Origin of the sequence: Collinsella sp. An268, from assembly GCF_002159765.1 — a bacterium.
Classification (GTDB): Bacteria; Actinomycetota; Coriobacteriia; order Coriobacteriales; family Coriobacteriaceae; genus Coprousia.
The window spans coordinates 210,468-230,649 of record NZ_NFJH01000002.1 but is presented as its reverse complement, the minus strand read 5'-3'; the positions used below and the strand labels follow the sequence as shown (position 1 = coordinate 230,649).

The following is a 20,182-nucleotide window of genomic DNA, read 5'->3' as shown; positions in this document are numbered from 1 at the left end:
GGCCCGCGCAACGGATGTGGTTCATTTCATCTGCGTGTTCCGTCGCGATGCTCCCATTATGCGAGAGCGCCGTGGCAAATGCAAGCTCAGGGGCCGCAATAGCGCGGTAAACGGCGCCGGGCTAAACAGACGGCGAAGGCACGCGGCGCGGGCCCGGCGGATCGCGCGGGTCCGACGCGCATGAATGCGGCGGATGCGGGAACACTTTAGCCAAAGCGCACCGCCAGCGGTCCCCGCATGGAGGAAGGAGAGGCTCATGTCCCGCATCGCCATCGTCACCGGCGCATCGTCCGGCTTGGGAAGGGAATTTGTCCGGCAGATCGATACCGGCGCGGCAGGCCCCGTCGACGAGATCTGGGCCATCGCCCGCCATGCGGAGAAGCTCGAGGCGCTCGTGCGCATCACCCAGACGCCGGTGCGCGCCTTCTGCCTCGACCTCGGCGACCTCGAGTCGTTCGACCTGATCGAGGCGGCGCTGGCCGAGAGCCCCGACGCCGAGGTCGCCCTCCTCATCAACGGCGCGGGCAGCGGTGCCTTCGGCCCCTTTGCGGGGCAGAGCAAGACCTCGGCATCCGACATGGTCGCCGTCCTCATGCGCGCGCCTATCGAGCTCACGTACCGCGCGCTCCCCTATCTGGCGCCCGGCTCGCGCATCCTCAACATCTCGAGCGTGGCCGCCTTCGCCCCGCAGCCCGAGCTCGCGGTCTACGCGGCGGCCAAGCGCTTCGTGCTCGATTTCTCGCGCGCGCTGGCAGTGGAGCTCGAGGGGACGGGCATCACGGTCACGGCCGTCTGCCCCAAACCCATGCGCACGGGCTTTTTCGACGCCCCGGGCGATGTCGAGGCGGCGTCGCGGATCACGCGCGCCCTCGGCTTCGAGAAGGTCGAGCGCGTCGCGCGCCATGCGCTCAAGGCGGCCGCCCAAGGGCGCGACCTCGCCATATCCGCACCCGAGATGCGGCTCTACTACGCCGCGAGCCGCCTTATCCCCTACCGCTCGCTCATCGCGCTCGAGCGCGCCCTCGGCATCCTCGCCTAGCAAAACGGCGACGGACCCCGCCGGGCCCGTCGCCGCGATGGCAGACGCTCTGTGCGTATCGCCGGGAACCGTGCCCTAGGGCATGAGGTCGCCGTGCTCCTGTGCGCGCTTTGCCGAGCGGATGAGGAACTCGCTGTTGGAGCTGGTGCCGCGCAGGCCCTTGATGAAGGCCGAGGCGGCGCGCTCGGTGTTGTTCATGCTCGCGAGCACGCGGCGAATGCCCCACACGAAGGGGCGCATCTGCTCGTCAATCAGCAGGTCCTCGTTGCGCGTGCCCGAGGCGACCGGGTCGATCGCCGGGAAGATGCGGCGGTCGGCGAGGTCGCGGTCGAGCTTGAGCTCCATGTTGCCCGTGCCCTTGAACTCCTCGAAGATGACCTCGTCCATCTTGGAGCCGGTGTCGACGAGCGCCGAGGCGAGGATGGTGAGCGAGCCGCCGTTCTCGATGTTGCGCGCGGCGCCCAGGAAGCGCTTGGGCGGATAAAGCGCCGCCGAGTCCACTCCACCGGAGAGGATGCGGCCCGACGCCGGCGCCGCGAGGTTGTAGGCTCGCGCGAGGCGGGTGATGGAGTCGAGCACCACGACCACGTCGCCGCCCATCTCGACGATGCGCTTGGCACGCTCGATCACGAGCTCGGCCACACGGGTGTGGTTGTCGGCCGGCATGTCGAAGGTCGACGCCACGACCTCGCCCTTGATGGAGCGCTGCATGTCGGTGACCTCCTCGGGGCGCTCGTCCACCAAAAGGCAGATGACGTGCACCTCGGGGTTGTTGATGGTGATGGCCTGGCAGATCTTCTTGAGTATGGTGGTCTTGCCGGCCTTGGGCGGCGAGACGATGAGGCCGCGCTGGCCCTTGCCGACGGGCGCCACGATATCGATGGCGCGGCCGGTGATGGAGTCCTTGCCGTGCTCCATCTTGAGGGGCTCGTTGGGGTAGATGGGCGTGAGGTCGCTGAACTTGGGCCGCACGCGCAGCTCCTCGGGGTCGCGCCCGTTGACGGTCTGGATCTTGGCGAGCGCGGGGTACTTGTCGTTCGCGCGGGACGGGCGCACGGAGCCGACGATGTGGTCGCCGGGGCGCAGGCGCGCGGCGCGGATGAGGTTAGCGGGGACGAAGGCGTCGTCGCGGCTCTGCATGTAGCCGTGCACGCGCAGGTGCCCGAAGCCCTCGTTGGCGATCTCCAGGATGCCCTCGACGTCGCGGAAGCCCTCGGCGCGGGCGGCGGCGAGGTAGACCTCCTCCACGAGCTCGGGCTTCTTCTTGCCCGTGGGGTCGAGCTCGAGCTCGCGGGCCTTCTCGCGGAGCTCGGCGACCTTCATGGCCGCGAGGTCCTCGCGCGAGAGCGTGGGCTCGGTGGGCACGTTGTAGCGGTTGTTGCGCTGCTTGCGGTCGCGCTGGCGCTTGTCGCGGCGGTCGCCTGCGTTGTCGCGGCGGTCGCCCGCGCCCGCGGCGTGGGCGCGGTCCTCGGCGGCGTGCGTGCGGCGGGCGCCGCGCGTGCGGCCGGTGCCCTCGACGCCCTCGGCGGCGCGCTCGCGCTTGGCCGGCTTGTCGGTGCCGGCGCCCGTCCCCGCGTCGTGGGAAGACGCCTCGGGAGCGGAAGCGGCCTGCCCGCCCTCAGCGGCGGCCGGAGCCGCGGCGTCCTCCGGGGTCGGAGCCGCCTCGCCCTCATGGGAGCCGCGCGCCCCCTTGGCGCCGCGCGACGCCGTGGTCGCCTTGGCGGCCTTGGCGCGGCGGGCGCGCCCGGGCTTCACATCCGCCGCTGCCGCCTCGCCGGCGGGCGCGTCCTCGGACGCGGGCGCGGACGCGGCCGGTGCGGCGTCGGTGCCCTGCGGCGCGGCCGCTGCCGCCTCGGCGGCGGCGAGTGCGGCGGCTGCGGCCCGCTCGGCCTCGACATAGGCCTTGGGCTTGCGGCCGCGACGGTGCGGGCGGAGCGCCGGGTCCACGAGCGGGACCGCGCCCGCAGCGGCTGCGGGCGACGCGTCCTCGGCGGGCGCGGGGGCCCCACCCTCCGGGGCGGCGATCACGTCCGCCGCCTTCGCCTGCGCCCGGCGCTGCCTGCGCGCGACCTGCGCCTGCGACACCTGGGCCAAGGCACGGGCCTGCGCCACCTCGTCGCTCACGGGCGCCGCGGCGGGCGCGGCGGCCTCTGGGGCGGCAGGCGCATCCTCGGCCGCGGCGGCGCGGCGGCGGCCCCGCTTGGGCTTGGGCGCCTCGGAGGCCGGGGGCTCGGCACCTTCGGCGGTCGCAGCGCCCTCAGCCGTCTTGCGCGCGCGGCGACGGGTGCGGGGCTTCTCCTCCGCCGGCGTCTCCGCGCCGGCGGCGCCGCCGGACGCCGCCTCGGGCGCAGGGGCCGCGGGGGCGACGGGCGTCACCTCCCCCGACGGAGAGGCGCTCTCAACTGCAGCCTGAGGGGATGCGTTCTCTTCTGCCACGATTTCAGCTCAACTTTCTCTCGGTCGGCCCGGCCGACACACGCCAACGACGCCTCTTCGCACCGCGTGCGGGCGTCGGAATTCCCAGCTATAGCGCTTCTCGGGGACCGCGGCCGCGCGCCGCCTCAATACGGCAGCTGGCCCTTACACCGCCAACATCTGATATGCATGAGAAATGAGAGATACGGGCGGCGCACTATTGCTCCCCCAAAACGGGGATGCCCCGAGCACTGGCGTGATTGTAGCACAAGTTCGACGCGGCCGAGCTGCTAGTTCTCGCTCGGCTCCACCTGCATCATCTGCGCAAAGCGGGCCTCGATGTCGTCCTCGGTGCAATCGAGGGCGACGGCGAGCTCCTCCACGGAGCGGCGGTGGGCCTCCTTGAGGACGCGCGCATAGTAGCTACTCGGCTTCTTGGAGCGGCGCTCGGCGTCGCGGATGCGATGGCGCATGGTCTTGGCGACGCGCATGGTGTCCGGCATGCCGTGCTTGATGAGCTGCTTGAAGTGCGTCTCCTCGAGAGAGCTGTTGCGCTCGGTGAACGGGTCGCACTCCATGTCCGAGTACCCCTCGATGAAGCGCTCCGCCTCCTCGCGCGAGACGGTTGCGTGCAGACGGTCGGATTGCGCGACCGGATAGAGCATCCGGGTCTTGGCGTGACCCTGCCGGCACTCCAGAACGATCATGGGCGCGGCGCCGTCCTCGTCGATACCCATGACGGTGCAGACGCCCTGCCCGGGATGAATAACGTGCTCTCCGATTTCAAACATGCTTCCTCCGTCTCATAAGCTCATTTGTTATAGAATATCACGTTTACGTGCTCTTTTTCTGAATTGCTACATATTATGAACACATTTTTAAGATGTCGGGCGCCCGTTCGCTGGCGCGCCGGGGGCGTGTCTGGCGAGCCGGGGGCGCGTGGAACATGCGTGAGCCCGACCGTTATGTGCTAGAGTGTTTTGCCATGTATGGTTATAGGCCGTAAGCTGCGGATACACCTGCGGTTCGGTATAGGAGGAGAATCCATGCCCGAGAATATCGAGGAGCTCGTGCAAAGCGCGCTCGCCCATGCCCAGGAGGCGGGCGAGCTGCCCGCCTTCGACGTCGCCGACTGCGGCATCGAGCGCCCGGCGGACACGAGCCACGGCGAATGGACGTCCACGGTGGCGCTGCGCTCCGCCAAGCTCGCCCATCAGGCGCCGCGCGCCATCGCCGAGGCCATCTGCCGCCACCTCGAGCTCGGCGGCGCCGTCGAGAAGGTCGAGGTCGCCGGCCCCGGCTTCATCAACTTCTACCTCTCCCCCGCCGCCAAGAACGCCGTCTTTGGCACGGTGCGCGCCGAGGGCGCCGACTTCGCCCGCTCCAACGTGGGCGGCGGCCAGAAGGTGCAGGTCGAGTTCGTATCCGCCAACCCCGTCGGCCCCATGCACGTGGGCCATGGGCGCTGGGTGGCGATCGGCGACTCGCTCTGCCGCGTGATGGAGCACGCCGGCTACGACGTGGAGCGCGAGTACTACATCAACGACCACGGCAGCCAGATGGACGTCTTCGGCGGCTCGCTCTCCGTCCGCTACCTGCAGCTCGTCTCGCTCATGCGCGAGCGCGGCATGAGCCTTGCCGAGGCGCACGCCGCGCTCGAGGCGGACCGCGTCGCCTTTGTGGACGACGAGGAGGGCGCGCGCCCCGAGGAGCATCCGTTCCAGAACGCCTTTATGGAGGCGCTCGGCGGCAACGCCTACGGCGGCGGCTACATCATCGACGAGGCCGCGCACATCGTCGAGGTCGACGGCGAGCGCTGGGTCGACGTCGCCGACGGCGAGCGCATCGCCGCCTTCCGCGAGAACGGCTACCGGCGCATGCTCGATGACATCCGCACCACCTGCGAGGACGCCCACTGCACCTTCGACGTGTGGTTCTCCGAGCGCGAGCTCTACGTGCCGGACGATCACGGCGACACCGCCGTCGACCGCGCCTTCAAGAAGCTGGACGAGATGGGCTACCTCTACCGTAAGGACGACGCCCTATGGTTCCGCTCGACCGACCTCGGCGACGACAAGGACCGCGTACTCGTGAAGGCCAACGGCGAGTACACCTACTTCGCGTCCGACGTCGCCTACCACTGGAACAAGTTCCAGCGCGTCGACCACGTCATCGACATCTGGGGCGCCGACCACCACGGCTACATCAACCGCGTGCGCTGCGTCTGCGACGCCCTCGGCTACCCCGGCCGCTTCGAGGTGCTGCTCGGCCAGCTCGTCAACCTGCTGCGCTCGGGCAAGCCCGTGCGCATGTCCAAGCGCCGCGGCACCATGGTCACGTTCCGCGAGCTGCTGGACGAGGTGGGGGCAGACGCCGCACGCTACACGCTCATCTCCCGCTCGAGCAACCAGATGATCGATTTCGACATCGATGCCGTGAAGGAGAAGAGCAACGCTAACCCCGTCTACTACGTGCAGTACGCCCATGCGCGCATCTGCTCGATCCTGCGCCGCGCCGCCGGGCTCAGCGCCGAGGAGGCCGACGCGCTCGGCATGGACGAGGTCGCGCGGAGGGCCATCGGCGACGAGGTCGACTTCGCGCTGCTCACCGACCCCACCGAGCTCGCGCTCGCCCGCAAGCTCTCCGAGCTCGAGGAGCTCATCGCGAGCTGCGCGCGCGACCGCGCCCCCTTCCGCCTCACGCATTACGCCGAGGAGCTCGCCGGCGCCTACCATGCGTTCTACCACGACTGCCAGGTGCTGCCGAGCGAGGGCCGTCCTGTAGACGCCGCGCTCTCCCGGGCGCGCCTGGCGGCGTGCGACGCCGTGCGCATCGTGCTCGCGCTCGTGCTCGACCTCGTGGGCGTCTCCGCGCCCGAGGTCATGTAGGCCGCGCTTCCGCCCCGACTCCGACCCGCCCGGTTTCGCGCAACGCGTTCGAAACCGGGCGGTTCTATAATCGGGCAGAAAACGCATCGATGCGGGCACCGCACCCGCCCCATCACCGGGAGGACCCATGGCAGAGATACTTTCAGCGGGCATGACGCGCGACGAGGCCTATGCGCTCCTTCTCGCTCACAACCACGAGCCGTTCCATATCGAGCACGCCGAGACCGTCGAGGGCGTCATGCGCTACTTCGCGCGCGAGCTCGATCCCGAGAACGCCGAGTTCTGGGGCATCGTCGGCCTGCTGCACGACCTCGATTGGGAGGAGTGCGCAGAAACCCCCGAGCGCCACTGCGTCGACGCGGCGCCCCTGATCGAGGCCGCGGGCGGCTCGCCCGAGCTCATCCGCGCGGTCCAGAGCCATTGCTCGGACTTCAACCCGGAGCTTCCCCGCCCCGAGCTCGAGATGGAGAAGATCCTCTTTGCCTGCGAGGAGCTCACCGGGCTCATCGGCGCCGCCGTGGTGATGCGCCCCTCCAAGAGCGTCATGGATTTCAACGTGAAGTCGCTCAAGAAGAAGTTCAAGGACAAGCGCTTCGCCGCCGGCGTCAACCGCGACACGATCCGCCACGGCGCCGAGATGCTCGGCTGGGAGCTCGACACGCTCTTCGGGCGCACGATCGAGGCGATGCAGTCCTTCGCGCCCGACCGCGACACGTTTGGGCAGGAGGCCTAGGGGCAAGCGTCATGAGGGAACCGAAATGCCGTCGCATTGCGACGGCATTTTTTATGCGGCGCATCCGAACGGACGCCGATCGGCGCGGAGGTGCCCTGCTGCCCAGCGCTCATGCCGGCAAGTACCAAGGGATATAGCCTACTGCGGCGTCTCGGTCAGCGATTCGCCACATCGACGTACCCGCGCGCTCAGACGCGCGTGGAACCAGGTGCGCGGTCGGTTAGACGGCCATGGTATGCCTGAATCAGCACCAGCTGATGAGAGGAGCTGCCATGGTCATCATCATCGCCGAATCGGCCCTCGCCTACTGGCGGACGCCGCCCGCTATCCGCGACCTCGAGCTCGCACCGGAGATGCTCGGCCCAGAGATGATGCCGCCGCGCGACATCCAGCGGCGGCTGCGCTGCGCACGGCGCAACGACGGCGCCGTCATCCGAGCGCTCCGCGAACGCATCCTCACCGACCTCAAGGGCATACCGCTTCCCATCACGGTCGTCACCGACGAGACTCAGCGCAGGGGCACCGACCCTATCGTCACCATCACGAAGAGCTGCCCGGACAGCATCGGGCCGTTCGCCGTCGACTTGGGAAACGGTCTTTTCGTCTCCTCGCCCGCGCTCGCGCTGGCGCACCTGGCGCAACGCGTCTCAGCGGCCCACACCATGCACCTCATGTATGAGATGTGCGGCCTCTACACCCTCTTTTGCCCTACGGAACGGGCCCGCTGTGCGGAGCGCCTCGTTGCCACGGGGACGCCGATGACGCCCGCGGCCTATTGCGACGCAACGGGGGCCCGCATCCCCTATGAGGAGGATGCGCGCGATTCCCTGTGGGGTCCCTGCACGGACCGCCGCAAAGCGGAGAACTCCCTCTGGAAACGTCCCCCGCTCATCTCCTCCGAGGCGCTTGCCGCGGAGCTCATGCAGATCCCTGCCGTGCGCGGCATCACCAAAGCCCGCGCGCTTGCACCGTTTGTCCTCGACGGGTCCGGCTCGCCCCTGGAGACGACCATGTGCCTGCTGGAGTTTCTCCCGGCGGAGCTGGGGGGCGAAGGATGGGAGATCCCCGACCTCAACAGGGTGGTTCCCCTTACGGAGCGGGGCCGCACCGTTTTGGAGGGCGACCACCTTGTCGCAGACCAGCTTTGGGCGGATCGCAATTGCCTGCTGGAGATAAACGGGCAGGAATACCATGAGGGCAGGGAGGCTTTTGCGAGAACATCGGCGCGCAGGGCCGCACTCGAGGCAATGGGCTACATTGTCCGTGAAATAAATTACGACCAGGCTGCCGACCTCGACAAACTCGATACGATCCTCACCAGCTGGGCGGAGGCGCTCTCCCTCAGGCACCAGCCGCGAGCCCGCGCCTTTGTGCAGCGGCGCGCGCAGTTGCACGCCGCCCTCTTCTCCATCCCCGGAATTCACGGAAATCCCGCGATCCGGCGCTCGGGATGGTAGGAAGGGGGGTTATTCATTCTAGTGCACGGTTTAGAGGGGCGCTGCGAAGTAGAGACGAGGAAGGACATCGGAGAAAGCACAGGTCACAGCGTTGCGCGCTTTCACGTCTACTTTCCAGACCCTCCGTAAAGTAGACACTAGAATGAATAACCCCCTGTACGAACCCTTCCAGCGGGGCAAAATCGGGCGCACGGGCGCGCCCGCGCCTACGGCCGCACCTGCCCCGTGCCGCGAATCTCGTATTTGTAGGTGGTGAGCGCCTCCGCGGCGAAGGGGCCGCGGGCATGCAGCTTCTGCGTGGAGATGCCTATCTCCGCCCCGAGGCCGAACTCGCCGCCGTCCGTGAACCGCGTGCTCGCGTTCGCGTACACCGAGCTCGCATCCACGGCGGCAAGGAAACGCTCGCAGGCAGCAGTGTCCTCAGCGACGATGGCCTCGGAATGATGCGTCCCGAAACGGTTGATGTGGGCAATCGCCTCGTCGATTCCCGTAACGACCTTGACCGAGATCTCGAGCGCAAGGTACTCGCGGCCCCAGTCCTCCTCGGTGGCGGGCACGAAATCGACGCCCTCCGCGAGGCCCGCCGCCCGAGATGCGGCGCACGTCACCCCATCTCCGTGCACGAGGACGCCGCGGTCTTTCAGAACGGGCAGCATCTCGGCCAGGAAGCGCTCCGCCACCGCCTCGTCCACCAGCAGGGACTCGCAGGCGTTGCACACGCCCACGCGCTGGGTCTTGGCGTTCACCACGATGGCGCGCGCCTTGGCGAAGTCGGCGCTCTCATGCACGTAGATGTGGCAGTTGCCGGTTCCGGTCTCGATGACGGGAACGGCCGCCTCGCGCACGCAGCGCTCGATGAGGCCGGCGCCGCCACGCGGGATGAGCACATCCACGACCCCGCGAAGGCCCATGAGCGCACCTGTCGCGGCACGGTCGGTCGTCTCGATGATGGAGACGGCGGCGCGCGGCAGGCCGCAGGACGCGACGGCGTCGGCGAGCACGTGGGCGATGGCCACGCACGAGCGCTGGGCGAGCGAGCCGCCGCGCAGGATGCAGGCGTTGCCCGTGCGGATGCAGATGCCGGCGGCGTCGGCCGTTACGTTGGGGCGCGCCTCGTAGACCATGGCGACGAGCCCCAAGGGCACGCTCACGCGGGTGAGGTCGAGGCCGCAGTCGATCGTGCGGTGCTCGAGCACGCGGCCGACCGGGTCGGGCAGGGCGGCGAGCGCCTCGAGGCCCGCCGCCATCCCCTCGATGCGCTCCGGGGTGAGCAGCAGGCGGTCGAGCAGCCCTTCGCTCGTGCCCGCCTCGCGCGCGGCGGCCATATCGGCATCGTTCGCCGCGAGAATCTCACGGGCGCGCTCGCGCAGCGCGTCCGCCATGGCGCGCACCGCCGCCGTACGGGTCTCGTCGCTCGCAAACCCCAAGGGGCGCGACGCCTCCTTCGCCGCGCGGGCGAGATCGGCCACATAGGTCTCCACGGTCATGCCATCCATCGGTACCTCGCAGTCATCGGGTTGGGTATGAGGGCATGGTACCCGATTCCCGACGCGGCGGGTATCATGAGCTAGATGGAAACGATGGCGGCGCGACCCGTCCGCGCCGCGCGGCGATAAGGAGCACCATGGCACAGCTCGCAAGCTATTACGTACCCGGCCTGTATGTGGAGGACCACGCCATCGACGTGCCGCTCGATTGGCGCGGCCTCGAGCCGGCGCTCCTCGCGATGGGCCTCACCATGCGCGCCGGCGCCTTTCCCGATCCCATCCCGGGCGCGCCGGAATCGCTCAGGCTCTTCTACCGCGTGCTCGCCGCGCCCGAGCACGCGCACGACGACCTGCCGCTCCTCGTCTTCTTGCAGGGCGGCCCCGGCGGCGAGGGGCCGCGCCCGACGTCGCCCGCCGCGGACGGCTGGATCGCCGAGGCCATCAAGCACTTCCGCGTCGTGCTCCCCGATCAGCGCGGCACCGGGCGCTCGAGCCGCGTCTCGGGCCGCACCATCGCCGAGCTCGGCATGAGGGCGCAGGCGGCGGGCGCCGACCCGGCCCGGGCGCAGGCCGACTTCCTCAAGCGCTTTCTCGCCCCCTCGATCGTGCGCGACTTCGAGTACCTGCGCCTCACCGCCTTTGAGGGGCGCCCGTGGGTGACGCTCGGGCAGAGCTACGGCGGGTTCCTCACGCTCGCCTACCTCTCGAGCTACCCCACCGGCATCAGCGCCTCGTTTACCGCCGGCGGCATCCCGCACGTCCCCGCGAGCGCGGCGGAGGTGTACGCGCGCACGTTCCCGCGGATGGCGGAGAAGACCCGGCAGTACTATGCGCGCTATCCCGAGGACGCGGCGCGCGTCGCCGCCGTGGCGGACCGCGTCGCGGCGGGCGACGTCGCGCTCCCGGACGGCAGCCCGCTCACTGTGGCGCGCCTGCAGCTTCTGGGGAGCGACTTTGGCATGAAGCCGAGCTTCGAGCGCATGCATTGGCTCTTCGACCACGCGTTTGAGGACGGCTGCGGCGACGTGCCGGCAGACCACCTTGGGGCCGCGCTTTCCGACGGCTTCCTCATGGGGGTCCTCGACCGCACCACCACGCGCGCGAACCCGCTCTACTGGACCCTGCAGGAATTCATCTACGCCGACGGCACGACGCCGCCCATCGGCTGGGCGGCCGAGCGCGAGCGCGCGGGCCGCCCCGAGTTCGATGTCGACGCGCGTCCGCTCACCTTTACCGGCGAGGCGTGCTTCCCCTGGATGTTTGCCGAGATGCCCGAGCTCAAGCCCTTCGCCCGCGCCATGGAGCTCCTGATGGCCGACACGGAGTTCGACCGCGTCTACGACCCCGTGCGCCTCGCCGCCAACGAGGTGCCCCTCGAGGCCGCCGTGTACTTCGACGACATGTACGTGGACGCCGGGCTCCAGCTCGATACGCTCAGCCGCGTGGGCGCGAGCCACGCCTGGGTCACCAACGAGTTCGAGCACGACGGGCTCCATGGTGACACCGTGTTCCGCCATCTGTTCGAGGAGGCCCTGGGGCGCGGCGCGCTCGCGCGGGCGCTCGGCGCATAGCCGGGGGGCGCCCGGCACGCGAGGCAGCGCTCTGCTCGCGCGCTACGCGAACACGATCATATTGTCGCGATGGACCGCCGGATGGTCGGCAAGCGTGCTGAGCAGGCGGTTCTGCGCGAGCTCCTCTTGACGCCGGCCGCAGGCGAGCGCGAGCTCGTCCGACGACGCGCCGGCAAGGCCGCGCGCGACGACGAACCCCGTGGGATCTGCGATATCGAGCACCGCCCCCGCCTCGAAATCGCCCGCCACCGCGATGATGCCCACCGGCAGCAGCGACGACCCATGCTGCACGAGCGCGCGCACGGCTCCGGCGTCTATGGTCAGGCGGCCGTGCGCCGCATCGCCGAGGGCGATCCAGAGCTTGCGGGGCGCGATGTCGAGCCGGCTCGCCGGCGGCACGAAGCGCGTGCCCACGGACTCGCCGTCCGCCAGGCGCACCAAGGGGCGCTCCTCAGCCCCGCTCGCGATCACGCTGGTGATGCCCGCGGTCATAAGGATGCGGCTCGCGCGCACCTTGGTGATCATGCCGCCCGTGCCCACGGCCGTGGCCGAGTCGCCCGCCGCGCCCACAATGGACGCGTCGATGCGCGTGACCTCGGGAATGAGGTGCGCCGTGGGGTCGAGCGCGGGGTTCGCCGTGTACAGGCCGTCGATATCGGAAAGGGTGACGCAGAGGTCGGCGGAGACGAGGCATGAGACGAGCGCCGCGAGCGTATCGTTGTCGCCGAAGCGGATCTCGTCCACCACCACGGTGTCGTTCTCGTTGACGACGGGCACCACGCCGAGCTCCACCAAGCGCGTGAGCGTATCGCGCGCGTGCAGGTAGGAGGTGCGGCTCGCCGTGTCGGACCGCGTGAGGAGCACGAGCGAGGTGAGCAGGCCGTGCGCGCGAAACGCCTCGTCGTACACGGCCGAGAGCGCGCACTGCCCCACCGAGGCGCAGGCCTGCAGGCTCGGCATGTCGGCGGGCCGCCGGTCAAACCCCAAGATGGGCGCGCCGCAGGCGATGGCGCCGGAGCTCACGACCACGAGCGCCCAGCCGCGCCGGGCGAGGTCGCGCGCCTGTGTGGCGAGGGCGTCGATAAAGGCGCGGTCGGGCCCGTCCGTCCCGCGCACGAGCGTCGACGAGCCGATTTTCACCACCATGATGCGCGGGCGGCCCGATGGGGTCGTGCGGTCTCGGGACATGAATCCTCCTTGCAGGGCGCCGGGCTCGCCGGACGCCCCTCGCTCAAGCAGCTTAGCGGCGCGCCTTCCAGGGCAGCGCCGTCTTGGTCTCGGCCATGCGGGTGCGCACGAGCTCGTCGCGCACGCGGGCGAGGCCGGACTCCATACCCACCACGTAGGACTGCGGGTAGAGGAAGCGCTTGTACACAGGGTCGAGCGCTTCGAGCGCCGCCTGACAGCGGGCGCGCGCGACCTCGAGCGGCTCGCGCGGCGCCACGGCACGGCCGTCGCGCACCACGGTCACGAGGATCTCGCGGTAATCCATACCGGCGACGCTCGTCACGAGCGCGGCGTCGTTCACCGCCACCAGCGTGGAGCCGCGGTCGGCGCCCTCACCCTCCAGATACGCCTCGTCGACGATCATGTCGCACACGGGGCTGCCGGCGTCGTCCACATAGCGGCGCACCTGCTGGATACCGGGGATGGTGCGCTTGTAGGGCTGCTCGGAGAGCTTCACGACGGGCGTCCACGCGTGCGCGCCCGTAGGGCGGCGCGCGGCGAGCTTGTAGACGCCGCCGAGCGCCGGCTGGTCGTAGCAGGTGGCGAGCTTGGTGCCCACGCCAAACGAGTCGATGGGCGCGCCCTGGTTGATGAGCGACTGGATGGTGTACTCGTCGAGGTCGTTGGAGACCGAGATCTTGACGTAGTCGAGCCCCTCCTCGTCGAAGCGCCCGCGCACGTAGGCGGAGAGCTTGGCGAGGTCGCCCGAGTCGATGCGGATGGCCGCGAGCCGCTCGCCGCGCTCCTCCATCTCGTGCGCGACGGTGATGGCGTTCTCCACGCCCTCGCGCACGTCGTACGTGTCGATGAGCAGCGTGCAGTTGTTGGGCGCCGTACGCGCGAAGGCGCGGAACGCCTCGAGCTCGGAATCAAAGCTCATGACCCAACTGTGCGCGTGCGTGCCGAAGACGGGGATGCCGTAGCGGCGCCCGGCGAGGACGTTGGACGTCGAGGCGCAGCCCGCCACGTAGCTCGCGCGGGCGACGGCCATGCCGCCGTCAGGCCCCTGGGCGCGGCGCAGGCCGAACTCCGCCACGGGGCGCCCCTGGGCCGCCTGCACCACGCGCGCGGTCTTGGTGGCCACGAGCGTCTGGAAGTTGATGGTGTTGAGCAGCGCCGTCTCCAGGAGCTGGCACTCGAGCGCCGGCCCCATGACGCGCACCATGGGCTCGCGGGGGAAAACGATCTCGCCCTCGGGCACCGCGTCGATGTCGAGGTGCGCGCGAAATCCGCGCAGGTACTCCAGAAAACCCGGCTTGAAGAGGGCGCCGCCCGCGGGGGCGTCGAGCGAGCCGAGGTAGGCGATGTCCTCGTCGGTGAAGCGCAGGTTCTCCACCAGGTCCGCCAAGTCCGAGGTCCCGCACATCACCGCGAAGACGCCGCCAAAGGGGTTGTCGCGGTAGAACGCGGTGAAGCAGTCCTCCTCGTCGAGCTTGCCGTTCTCCCACAGTCCCTGGGCCATGGTGAGCTCGTAGAGGTCGGTCAGAAGCGCCACGTCGGTGGGGCGGGCGGTATCGGTGAGTGCCATGGGAACGCTTCCTTTCCTCGGACGGCGCGCGGGGCGCTATCCGATCATGCCGTTGTTGGTCATGGTCACGTAGATGATGACCACGACGGCGAGGACGAGGCAGACGCCGATGACGATCTTCTGGGCGGGCGGCATCGACGGGAGGCCGTCCTCGTCCTCGGTGTCCGAGAGCACCATGCGCTGGCCGAACGTCCGCTCGGCGGGGTCCTCGGCAACGACGGGTTTATCCGGGGCGGCGGCGCGGGGCGCCGGAGCGGGCGCCGCCGGGGCCTGGCGGGCAGCCGACGCGGGCTGCGGGGCAGGTGCGGGCGCCGGCGGCACCGCGGCAGCCTCCTCCGCGCGCAGCGCCTCAAGCTCGGCGCGCTCGCGACGGGCCTTCTCGGCGCGCAGCGCCTCGAGTTCGGCGCGCTCCTCGTCGGTCAGCGGGCGCGCATCCTGTTCGGCCATGGAGACCCCTTCCCTCACGTGGCGCCGCAGCGCGGGCGGCGCGAAATTTACGCCCCCCAGTATACCCCGAGGTTAGGTTGCGCACACAGATTCGTAACGCGCGCGGGTGCAGGCGCGGGCGCAACCGGGCGCACCCGGGCGCCCCGGCGCCCCGGCGCCTCGGCAGCAGCCCCGAGGATGCCTACGGCGACAGCCCCGCGCAGGGCTGCGCGCCGCGGGACGCCGCTACCGGTCGGCGCGCTCGAGCACGCCCGTCGTATCGAACGCCGGGGTAAAGCTCTCGTCCACCGCGCCGCCCTCCTGCCAGAAGAGCTGCGTGAAGCCGAGGTCGTCGGCATGGTCGAGCACGAGCTCGTACTCGTCGTCCGTCACGGCGCGGGCGAGGTCTCCGCCGGCGGCGCGCATGGCGGCGTTGGGCGTGTACTGGTTCATGACCGAGATGGGCACATCTCCCACCGTCTGCCAGATGAGGTCGAGCACGCGGCACGAGTCGTCCGCGTGCCCCGGCAGCACCAGGTGGCGCACGATGATGCCGCGCGTCCACGTGCCGTCCCGCCGCTCCGCAGCTCCTCCCCGGCGCGCGAGCTCGGCTGTCATCTGCGCGAGCGCCCGGGCGGCGACGGCGGGGTAATCGTCCACATGGCTGAGCGCCCTGCCCAGCGCGGGATCGGCGTACTTGAAGTCGGTCAGCCAGATGTCAACCAAATCGCCGAGCTCGCGCACCGCCTCGACCAGCTCGTAGCCGCTCGTGTTGTAGACGATGGGGACCGTAAGGCCGCGCTCCCGCGCCGCGGCGAGGGCAGCGGGCAGCAGGTGCGCGTAATGCGTCGCCGTGACGAGGTTGATGTTGAGCGCACCCTGGTCCTCGAGCTCGAGCATGATCTCGACGAGGCGCTCGGGTGCGACCTCGAGGCCGAAATTGCCGGTCGAGATCTCGTGGTTCTGGCAGTAGACGCATTTGAGCGGGCAGCCGCTGAAGAAGACGGTGCCGGACCCCGCCTCGCCCGAGATGGGCGGCTCCTCCCAAAAATGGAGCGCCGCGCGGGCGATCTTGAGCGTGCCGTCCGCGCCGCAGATGCCGCGCGCCCCCTGGGCGCGGTCGGCCCGGCAACGGCGCGGGCAGAGCTCGCAGGCGGCGGGCGCGCACCCGCCGAGCAGGGCGCTCATCGTGTCGTCTCCATCCGGTCGAGGGCGCCCGGCAGCCCCAGGTCGAGCTCCATGAGGTGCGCCCCGTGCGTGAAGCCCTCGTCGTAGGCAAACGCCCGCGCGCCCAGATCGGTAAAGCCGCAGGACCGGTAGAGCGCGATCGCAGGCGCGTTGTTGTCGAACACATCGAGCCTCAGCACCCGGGCGCCCCGGGCGCGCGCCGCCCGCGCCGCCGCGGCGACCAAGCGGCGCGCGACGCCCCGCCCGCGCCCCTCGGGCGCGACCGCGAGCAGGTGCAGCACGGCGACCTCGTGGTCTGGAACAGATAGGGGCCATGCGGCCGTGCGATAACCCGCGTCCTGCGCGCCGTCCACCACGCAGGCGCCGAGAAGCGACGCCTCCTGCGGGGGCACCTCCCCGTCGCCTACGGTGGCGGACGCGCCATCGCGCGCAACGATGAGCTCGCCGCGCGAGGCGGAGGCGCGCAGCCCCTCGCGGGTAGGATGCACGCCAAACTCCCACCACACATCATGCGGCGCGCCGTGCATCTCCTCGATCACCGCTCGGTACAGACGCTCTACGGCGGGCAGGTCCCGCTCAGCGGCGACGGTCACAACCATGTGGCACTCCCCTTTTCGCACCGGACGCGCGGTGGACGGAAAGGAGCCCACCCGTACGCGGCCAAACCGATCGCGCGACATACAAAACGAGCCCCCGCTTGCGCAGGGGCTCGAATACAGGCTTGTGGTGGAGACGAAGGGAATCGAACCCTCGGCCTCTGCCATGCGACGGCAGCGCTCTCCCAGCTGAGCTACGTCCCCAAGCGAGGATTAATTCTAGCAAGTCCCACGCGGCTGTCAACAACAAAAATCAGCGCGTCCAGAGAACCTGCGCCTCGAAGGGCCTGAGCGCAAGCGTCCCTCCACATTGCCGCACGTCGCCGTAGTTGCCGATGAGCTGCTCGGCCGAGCACCAGGCGTCCGGCAGGTCCACCGAAGATGCCCCCTCATCAAACGAACACACCGTAAGGAGGCGCACCGGGGCGCCCGCCTCGGCGGCCTCGCGCGCCGCCTCACTCTCGAGCCAGCGCTCGAACATGATCGCGCGGGGCGCCCCCACACCGGGGTCGATAAAGCGGACGCGGCCATCGGCGATCACCCCGAGCTCATGGCGCAGGCGCACGAGCTCGCGATAGAACTCGAGGATCGAGCCCGGGCGGCCCTTCTCGGCGGCCACGTTCACCAGCACCGACGAGGCCGGAATCGCGAGCCAGGGCTCGCCCGCCGTAAAGCCGGCCCCCGGCGCATCCGTCCACTGCATGGGCGTCCGCCCGTTGTCGCGCGAGCGCTCGCCCACCACGTGCAGCGCCTCGGCGGGCGTCGACCCCGCCTCCACCAGCGCGCGATACGCGTTATGGCTCTCGACGTCGCGATAGTCGTCGATCGAGGCGTACCCGGCGTTTACCATGCCGATCTCCTCGCCCTGGAAGATATAGGGCGTGCCCTGCATGAGATGCGCGCAGACGCCGAGCATCTTGGCCGCGAGCTCCCAGCTGCCGCCGGCCTCGCCCACGCCCTCACGCCCGCCGAAGCGCGTGACGGCGCGCGGCTGATCGTGGTTGTTCCAGAAGAGCGCGCTCCAGCCGTGCCCCTCCTGCATGCGCTCCTGCCAGGTGGCGAAGAGCTCGCGTAGACGGGCGATGTCGGGGTCCTGGAGCGCCCACTTCTTGCCGTTCAGGTAATCGACCTTCAGGTGATGGAAGCTGAAGACCATGCCGAGCTCATGGCTTGCGGGGTTGGTGTAGCGCACGCAGTTCTCGAGCGTGGTCGCCGCCATCTCGCCCACCGTGAGCATCCCGTCGATACCCGCCTCGCGCACCAGCTCCTGCAGGTACTCGTGCACATGCGGGCCGTCCGCGATGAGCGAGCGCCCGCCTTCGGGACCGGCGTCCTCGAACACCTCCGGCTTGGAGATGAGGCTCACCACGTCGAAGCGGAAGCCCGCCACCCCGCGGTCGCGCCAGAAGCGCACCACCTGCGCGAGCTCGGCGCGGACCTCGGGGTTGTCCCAGTTGAGGTCCGGCTGGGTCACGTCGTGCATGTGGAGGTACCACTTGCCAAGGCGCGGCTCCCACTCCCACATGCTGCCGCCAAAGGCGCTCTGCCAGTTGGTCGGCGGCTCGCCGGGGTCGCCGGGGCCGGTCGAGCCCCTGCCGTCGCGCAGGATATAGTAGCTCCGGTACCGCTCGTCGCCCGCGAGGGCGCGCTGGAACCAGACATGCTCGCTCGAGGTATGGCAGAGCACCATGTCGAGCATGATGCCGATCCCGCGACGGCGGGCCTCGGCCACCAGCTCGTCAAAATCGTCCATCGTGCCGAAGACCGGGTCGACCGCGCAGTAATCGGAGATGTCGTAGCCGTTGTCGCGCTGCGGCGACGGGAAGAACGGGGTGATCCACACGTAATCGACCCCCAGGTAGGCGAGGTAATCGAGCTTGGAGGTGATGCCGCGCAGATCGCCTGTGCCGTCGCCGTCGCTATCGCAGAAGCTCTTGATGTAGATCTGGTAGACCACGGTCTTGCCGAGGTCCCTCTCATGGGCGCCCATGGTCGCCCTCCTCTCGTGTCGGTCGTTTCAGCATCCTGTGTCGCGCGCCGCCCCGCCAAGAATCTATGATCGGGGCGGCGCGCCCTTCGAGGCCGGGCCCGGCACCCGCCGCGCGCTTCGATGGGCGCCGGGTCCGCGCCGGGGCGCCGCCGCTAGGCGAGCCCGCGCTCCTCAGCCGCAAGCCGGCGGCCGCCCACCACGAGCGTGAGGGCAAACGGCACCACGATGGCGATGGCCATGCAGAGCGCGAAGAGGCCCCAGTACTCGAACATGATGGAGAGGATGCCGGGCACGCCGCCGACGCCGATGGAGAGCGCCTTGACCGAGAAGCCCGTGCACACCATGGCCGCGAGCGCCGATCCCGCCATACCGCAGAGGAGCGGGAATTTGTACTTGAGGTTGACGCCGAAGAGCGCCGGCTCGGTCACGCCGAGGTAGCACGACACGCAAGCGGGGATGTTGACCTGCTGGGCGCGCTCGTTGTTCTTCTGGAGCACGATCATGGCGAGCACGGCGGAGCCCTGCGCGATGTTGGAGAGCGCGATCATGGGCCAGAGCGTGGTGTAGCCGAGGCTGTTGACGAGCTGAGTGTCGATGGCGTTGGTCATATGGTGCAGGCCGGTCATGACGAGCGGGGCGTAGAGCGCACCGAACACGGCCGCGAAGAGGACGCGCACGTTGGACGAGAGGCCCCAGTTGACGACGTCGGCGATGCCGTTGCCGATGGCCCAGCCGATGGGGCCCACCACGAGGTGCGCGATGAACACGGCGGGCACGAGCGACATGAACGGCACGACGATCATGCGCACGACCTCAGGCGTGACCTTGGTGAAGAACTTCTCGAGCGCCACCAGGACGAAGGCGGCCATGAGCGCGGCGATGACCTGCCCCTGGTAGCCGGTCCCCACAAAGGAGAAGAACCCGAAGTCGTAGGTGTGCGCGGCGATGGTCTCGGCATCGGCGCCCGCCACCGAGAAGCCGTTGAGCAGCTGCGGCGACACGAGCGTCAAGCCGAGGATGATGCCCAAGATGGGCGTGGTCCCCATCTTGCGGGTTACCGACCAGCAGATCCCCACGGGCAGCATGTGGAAGACGGCCTCGCCGATGACCCACAGGAAGTTGTACATGCCCATCCAGAACGTGGAGATGTCCGCGATCGAGAGCGTGCCGTGCTCGAGGTCGAAGGCGCCCGCATCGTTGAAGAAGTTGACCTCGCCGATGATGTTGCGGAAGCCGAGGATCAGACCGCCGCAGATGAGCGCGGGGATGAGCGGGGCGAAGATCTCGCCGAGCACGCCCATGGCGCGCTGCAGCGGGTTCTGGTTGGCGCCGGCCGCCGCCTTGGCCGCCTCCTTGGAAACGCCCTCGATACCCGATACCTTGCTGAACTCCTGGTAGAAGTCGGCGACGTCGTTGCCGATGATGACCTGGAACTGCCCCGCCTGGGTGAACGTGCCCTTCGCCGCGGGCAGCGCCTCGATTGCCGAGACGTCGGCCTTGCCCTCGTCCACCAGCACGAACCGCATGCGCGTCATGCAGTGCGTCACCGCTGAGATGTTCTCCTTCCCGCCGACGAGGTCGAGCAGACGCGCCGCGTCCTCCGTGTACTTCGCCATCGAGCTACCTCCTTTGTAGCC

15 protein-coding genes and 1 tRNA gene are annotated in these 20,182 nt (G+C 69.5%); 5 read left to right on the top strand and 11 right to left on the bottom strand.

All coding sequences use genetic code 11. The features are described from left to right. Positions 1-256 precede the first annotated feature (256 nt). On the top strand, positions 257-1,039 hold the full coding sequence (locus B5F70_RS02930) for an SDR family NAD(P)-dependent oxidoreductase (RefSeq protein ID WP_087204066.1): 783 nt from the start codon (positions 257-259) through the stop codon (positions 1,037-1,039). Between the two features lie 75 nt (positions 1,040-1,114). On the opposite strand, the gene rho is transcribed toward B5F70_RS02930, so the two are convergent. Together rho and B5F70_RS02920 are read right to left on the bottom strand one after the other, a co-directional pair. Further along, positions 1,115-3,475, bottom strand: coding sequence for a transcription termination factor Rho (gene rho / locus B5F70_RS02925; RefSeq protein WP_087204065.1), 2,361 nt, complete (start codon positions 3,473-3,475; stop codon positions 1,115-1,117). 269 nt (positions 3,476-3,744) lie between these two features. After that, positions 3,745-4,245: a CarD family transcriptional regulator gene (locus B5F70_RS02920; protein WP_087204064.1), complete on the bottom strand. Its 501-nt coding sequence runs from the start codon at positions 4,243-4,245 to the stop codon at positions 3,745-3,747. Between the two features lie 255 nt (positions 4,246-4,500). On the opposite strand from B5F70_RS02920, the gene B5F70_RS02915 reads away from it, so the two are divergent. From B5F70_RS02915 to B5F70_RS02905, 3 genes are all read left to right on the top strand, one after another. Continuing rightward, complete coding sequence (locus B5F70_RS02915) at positions 4,501-6,342, top strand: arginine--tRNA ligase (protein ID WP_087204063.1); 1,842 nt, start codon at positions 4,501-4,503, stop codon at positions 6,340-6,342. A gap of 127 nt (positions 6,343-6,469) precedes the next feature. Continuing rightward, positions 6,470-7,075 carry an HD family phosphohydrolase gene (locus tag B5F70_RS02910; RefSeq protein ID WP_087204062.1) on the top strand — a complete coding sequence of 202 codons (606 nt, stop codon included), beginning with the start codon at positions 6,470-6,472 and terminating at the stop codon, positions 7,073-7,075. 272 nt (positions 7,076-7,347) lie between these two features. Further along, complete coding sequence (locus tag B5F70_RS02905; protein ID WP_087204061.1) at positions 7,348-8,532, top strand: hypothetical protein; 1,185 nt, start codon at positions 7,348-7,350, stop codon at positions 8,530-8,532. A 206-nt stretch (positions 8,533-8,738) separates the two neighbouring features. Here the strand turns inward: B5F70_RS02905 and B5F70_RS02900 are convergent, their stop codons facing one another. Then, on the bottom strand, positions 8,739-10,028 hold the full coding sequence (locus tag B5F70_RS02900) for a glutamate-5-semialdehyde dehydrogenase (protein ID WP_206383481.1): 1,290 nt from the start codon (positions 10,026-10,028) through the stop codon (positions 8,739-8,741). A gap of 128 nt (positions 10,029-10,156) precedes the next feature. Between B5F70_RS02900 and B5F70_RS02895 the strand changes: the two genes are divergently transcribed. Then, positions 10,157-11,590 carry an alpha/beta fold hydrolase gene (locus B5F70_RS02895; protein ID WP_087204060.1) on the top strand — a complete coding sequence of 478 codons (1,434 nt, stop codon included), beginning with the start codon at positions 10,157-10,159 and terminating at the stop codon, positions 11,588-11,590. Positions 11,591-11,632: 42 nt separating this feature from the next. On the opposite strand, the gene proB is transcribed toward B5F70_RS02895, so the two are convergent. The 8 genes from proB to treP all read right to left on the bottom strand — a co-directional run bounded on the left by proB (position 11,633) and on the right by treP (position 20,161). After that, positions 11,633-12,778: a glutamate 5-kinase gene (gene proB / locus B5F70_RS02890; protein ID WP_087204059.1), complete on the bottom strand. Its 1,146-nt coding sequence runs from the start codon at positions 12,776-12,778 to the stop codon at positions 11,633-11,635. Positions 12,779-12,830: 52 nt separating this feature from the next. Continuing rightward, positions 12,831-14,345, bottom strand: a complete 1,515-nt coding sequence (locus B5F70_RS02885) for a nicotinate phosphoribosyltransferase (RefSeq protein ID WP_087204058.1) — start codon at positions 14,343-14,345, stop codon at positions 12,831-12,833. 36 nt (positions 14,346-14,381) lie between these two features. Then, on the bottom strand, positions 14,382-14,792 hold the full coding sequence (locus B5F70_RS02880) for a hypothetical protein (protein WP_087204057.1): 411 nt from the start codon (positions 14,790-14,792) through the stop codon (positions 14,382-14,384). A 225-nt stretch (positions 14,793-15,017) separates the two neighbouring features. Beyond that, entirely contained in the window at positions 15,018-15,959 is a 942-nt protein-coding gene (locus B5F70_RS02875) for a radical SAM protein (RefSeq protein WP_087204056.1), read from the bottom strand. Continuing rightward, the gene (locus B5F70_RS02870) at positions 15,956-16,558 is read right to left on the bottom strand and encodes a GNAT family N-acetyltransferase (RefSeq protein ID WP_158094915.1); all 603 of its coding nucleotides are present in this window, start codon (positions 16,556-16,558) and stop codon (positions 15,956-15,958) included. The genes B5F70_RS02875 and B5F70_RS02870 overlap by 4 nt, the downstream gene beginning before the upstream one ends. A 125-nt stretch (positions 16,559-16,683) precedes the next feature. After that, a tRNA-Ala gene (locus tag B5F70_RS02865) sits at positions 16,684-16,759 on the bottom strand. Between the two features lie 49 nt (positions 16,760-16,808). Next, positions 16,809-18,545, bottom strand: coding sequence for an alpha,alpha-phosphotrehalase (locus B5F70_RS02860; protein ID WP_087204054.1), 1,737 nt, complete (start codon positions 18,543-18,545; stop codon positions 16,809-16,811). A gap of 152 nt (positions 18,546-18,697) precedes the next feature. Beyond that, on the bottom strand, positions 18,698-20,161 hold the full coding sequence (gene treP, locus B5F70_RS02855; protein ID WP_087204053.1) for a PTS system trehalose-specific EIIBC component: 1,464 nt from the start codon (positions 20,159-20,161) through the stop codon (positions 18,698-18,700). Between the last annotated feature and the right edge of the window lie 21 nt (positions 20,162-20,182).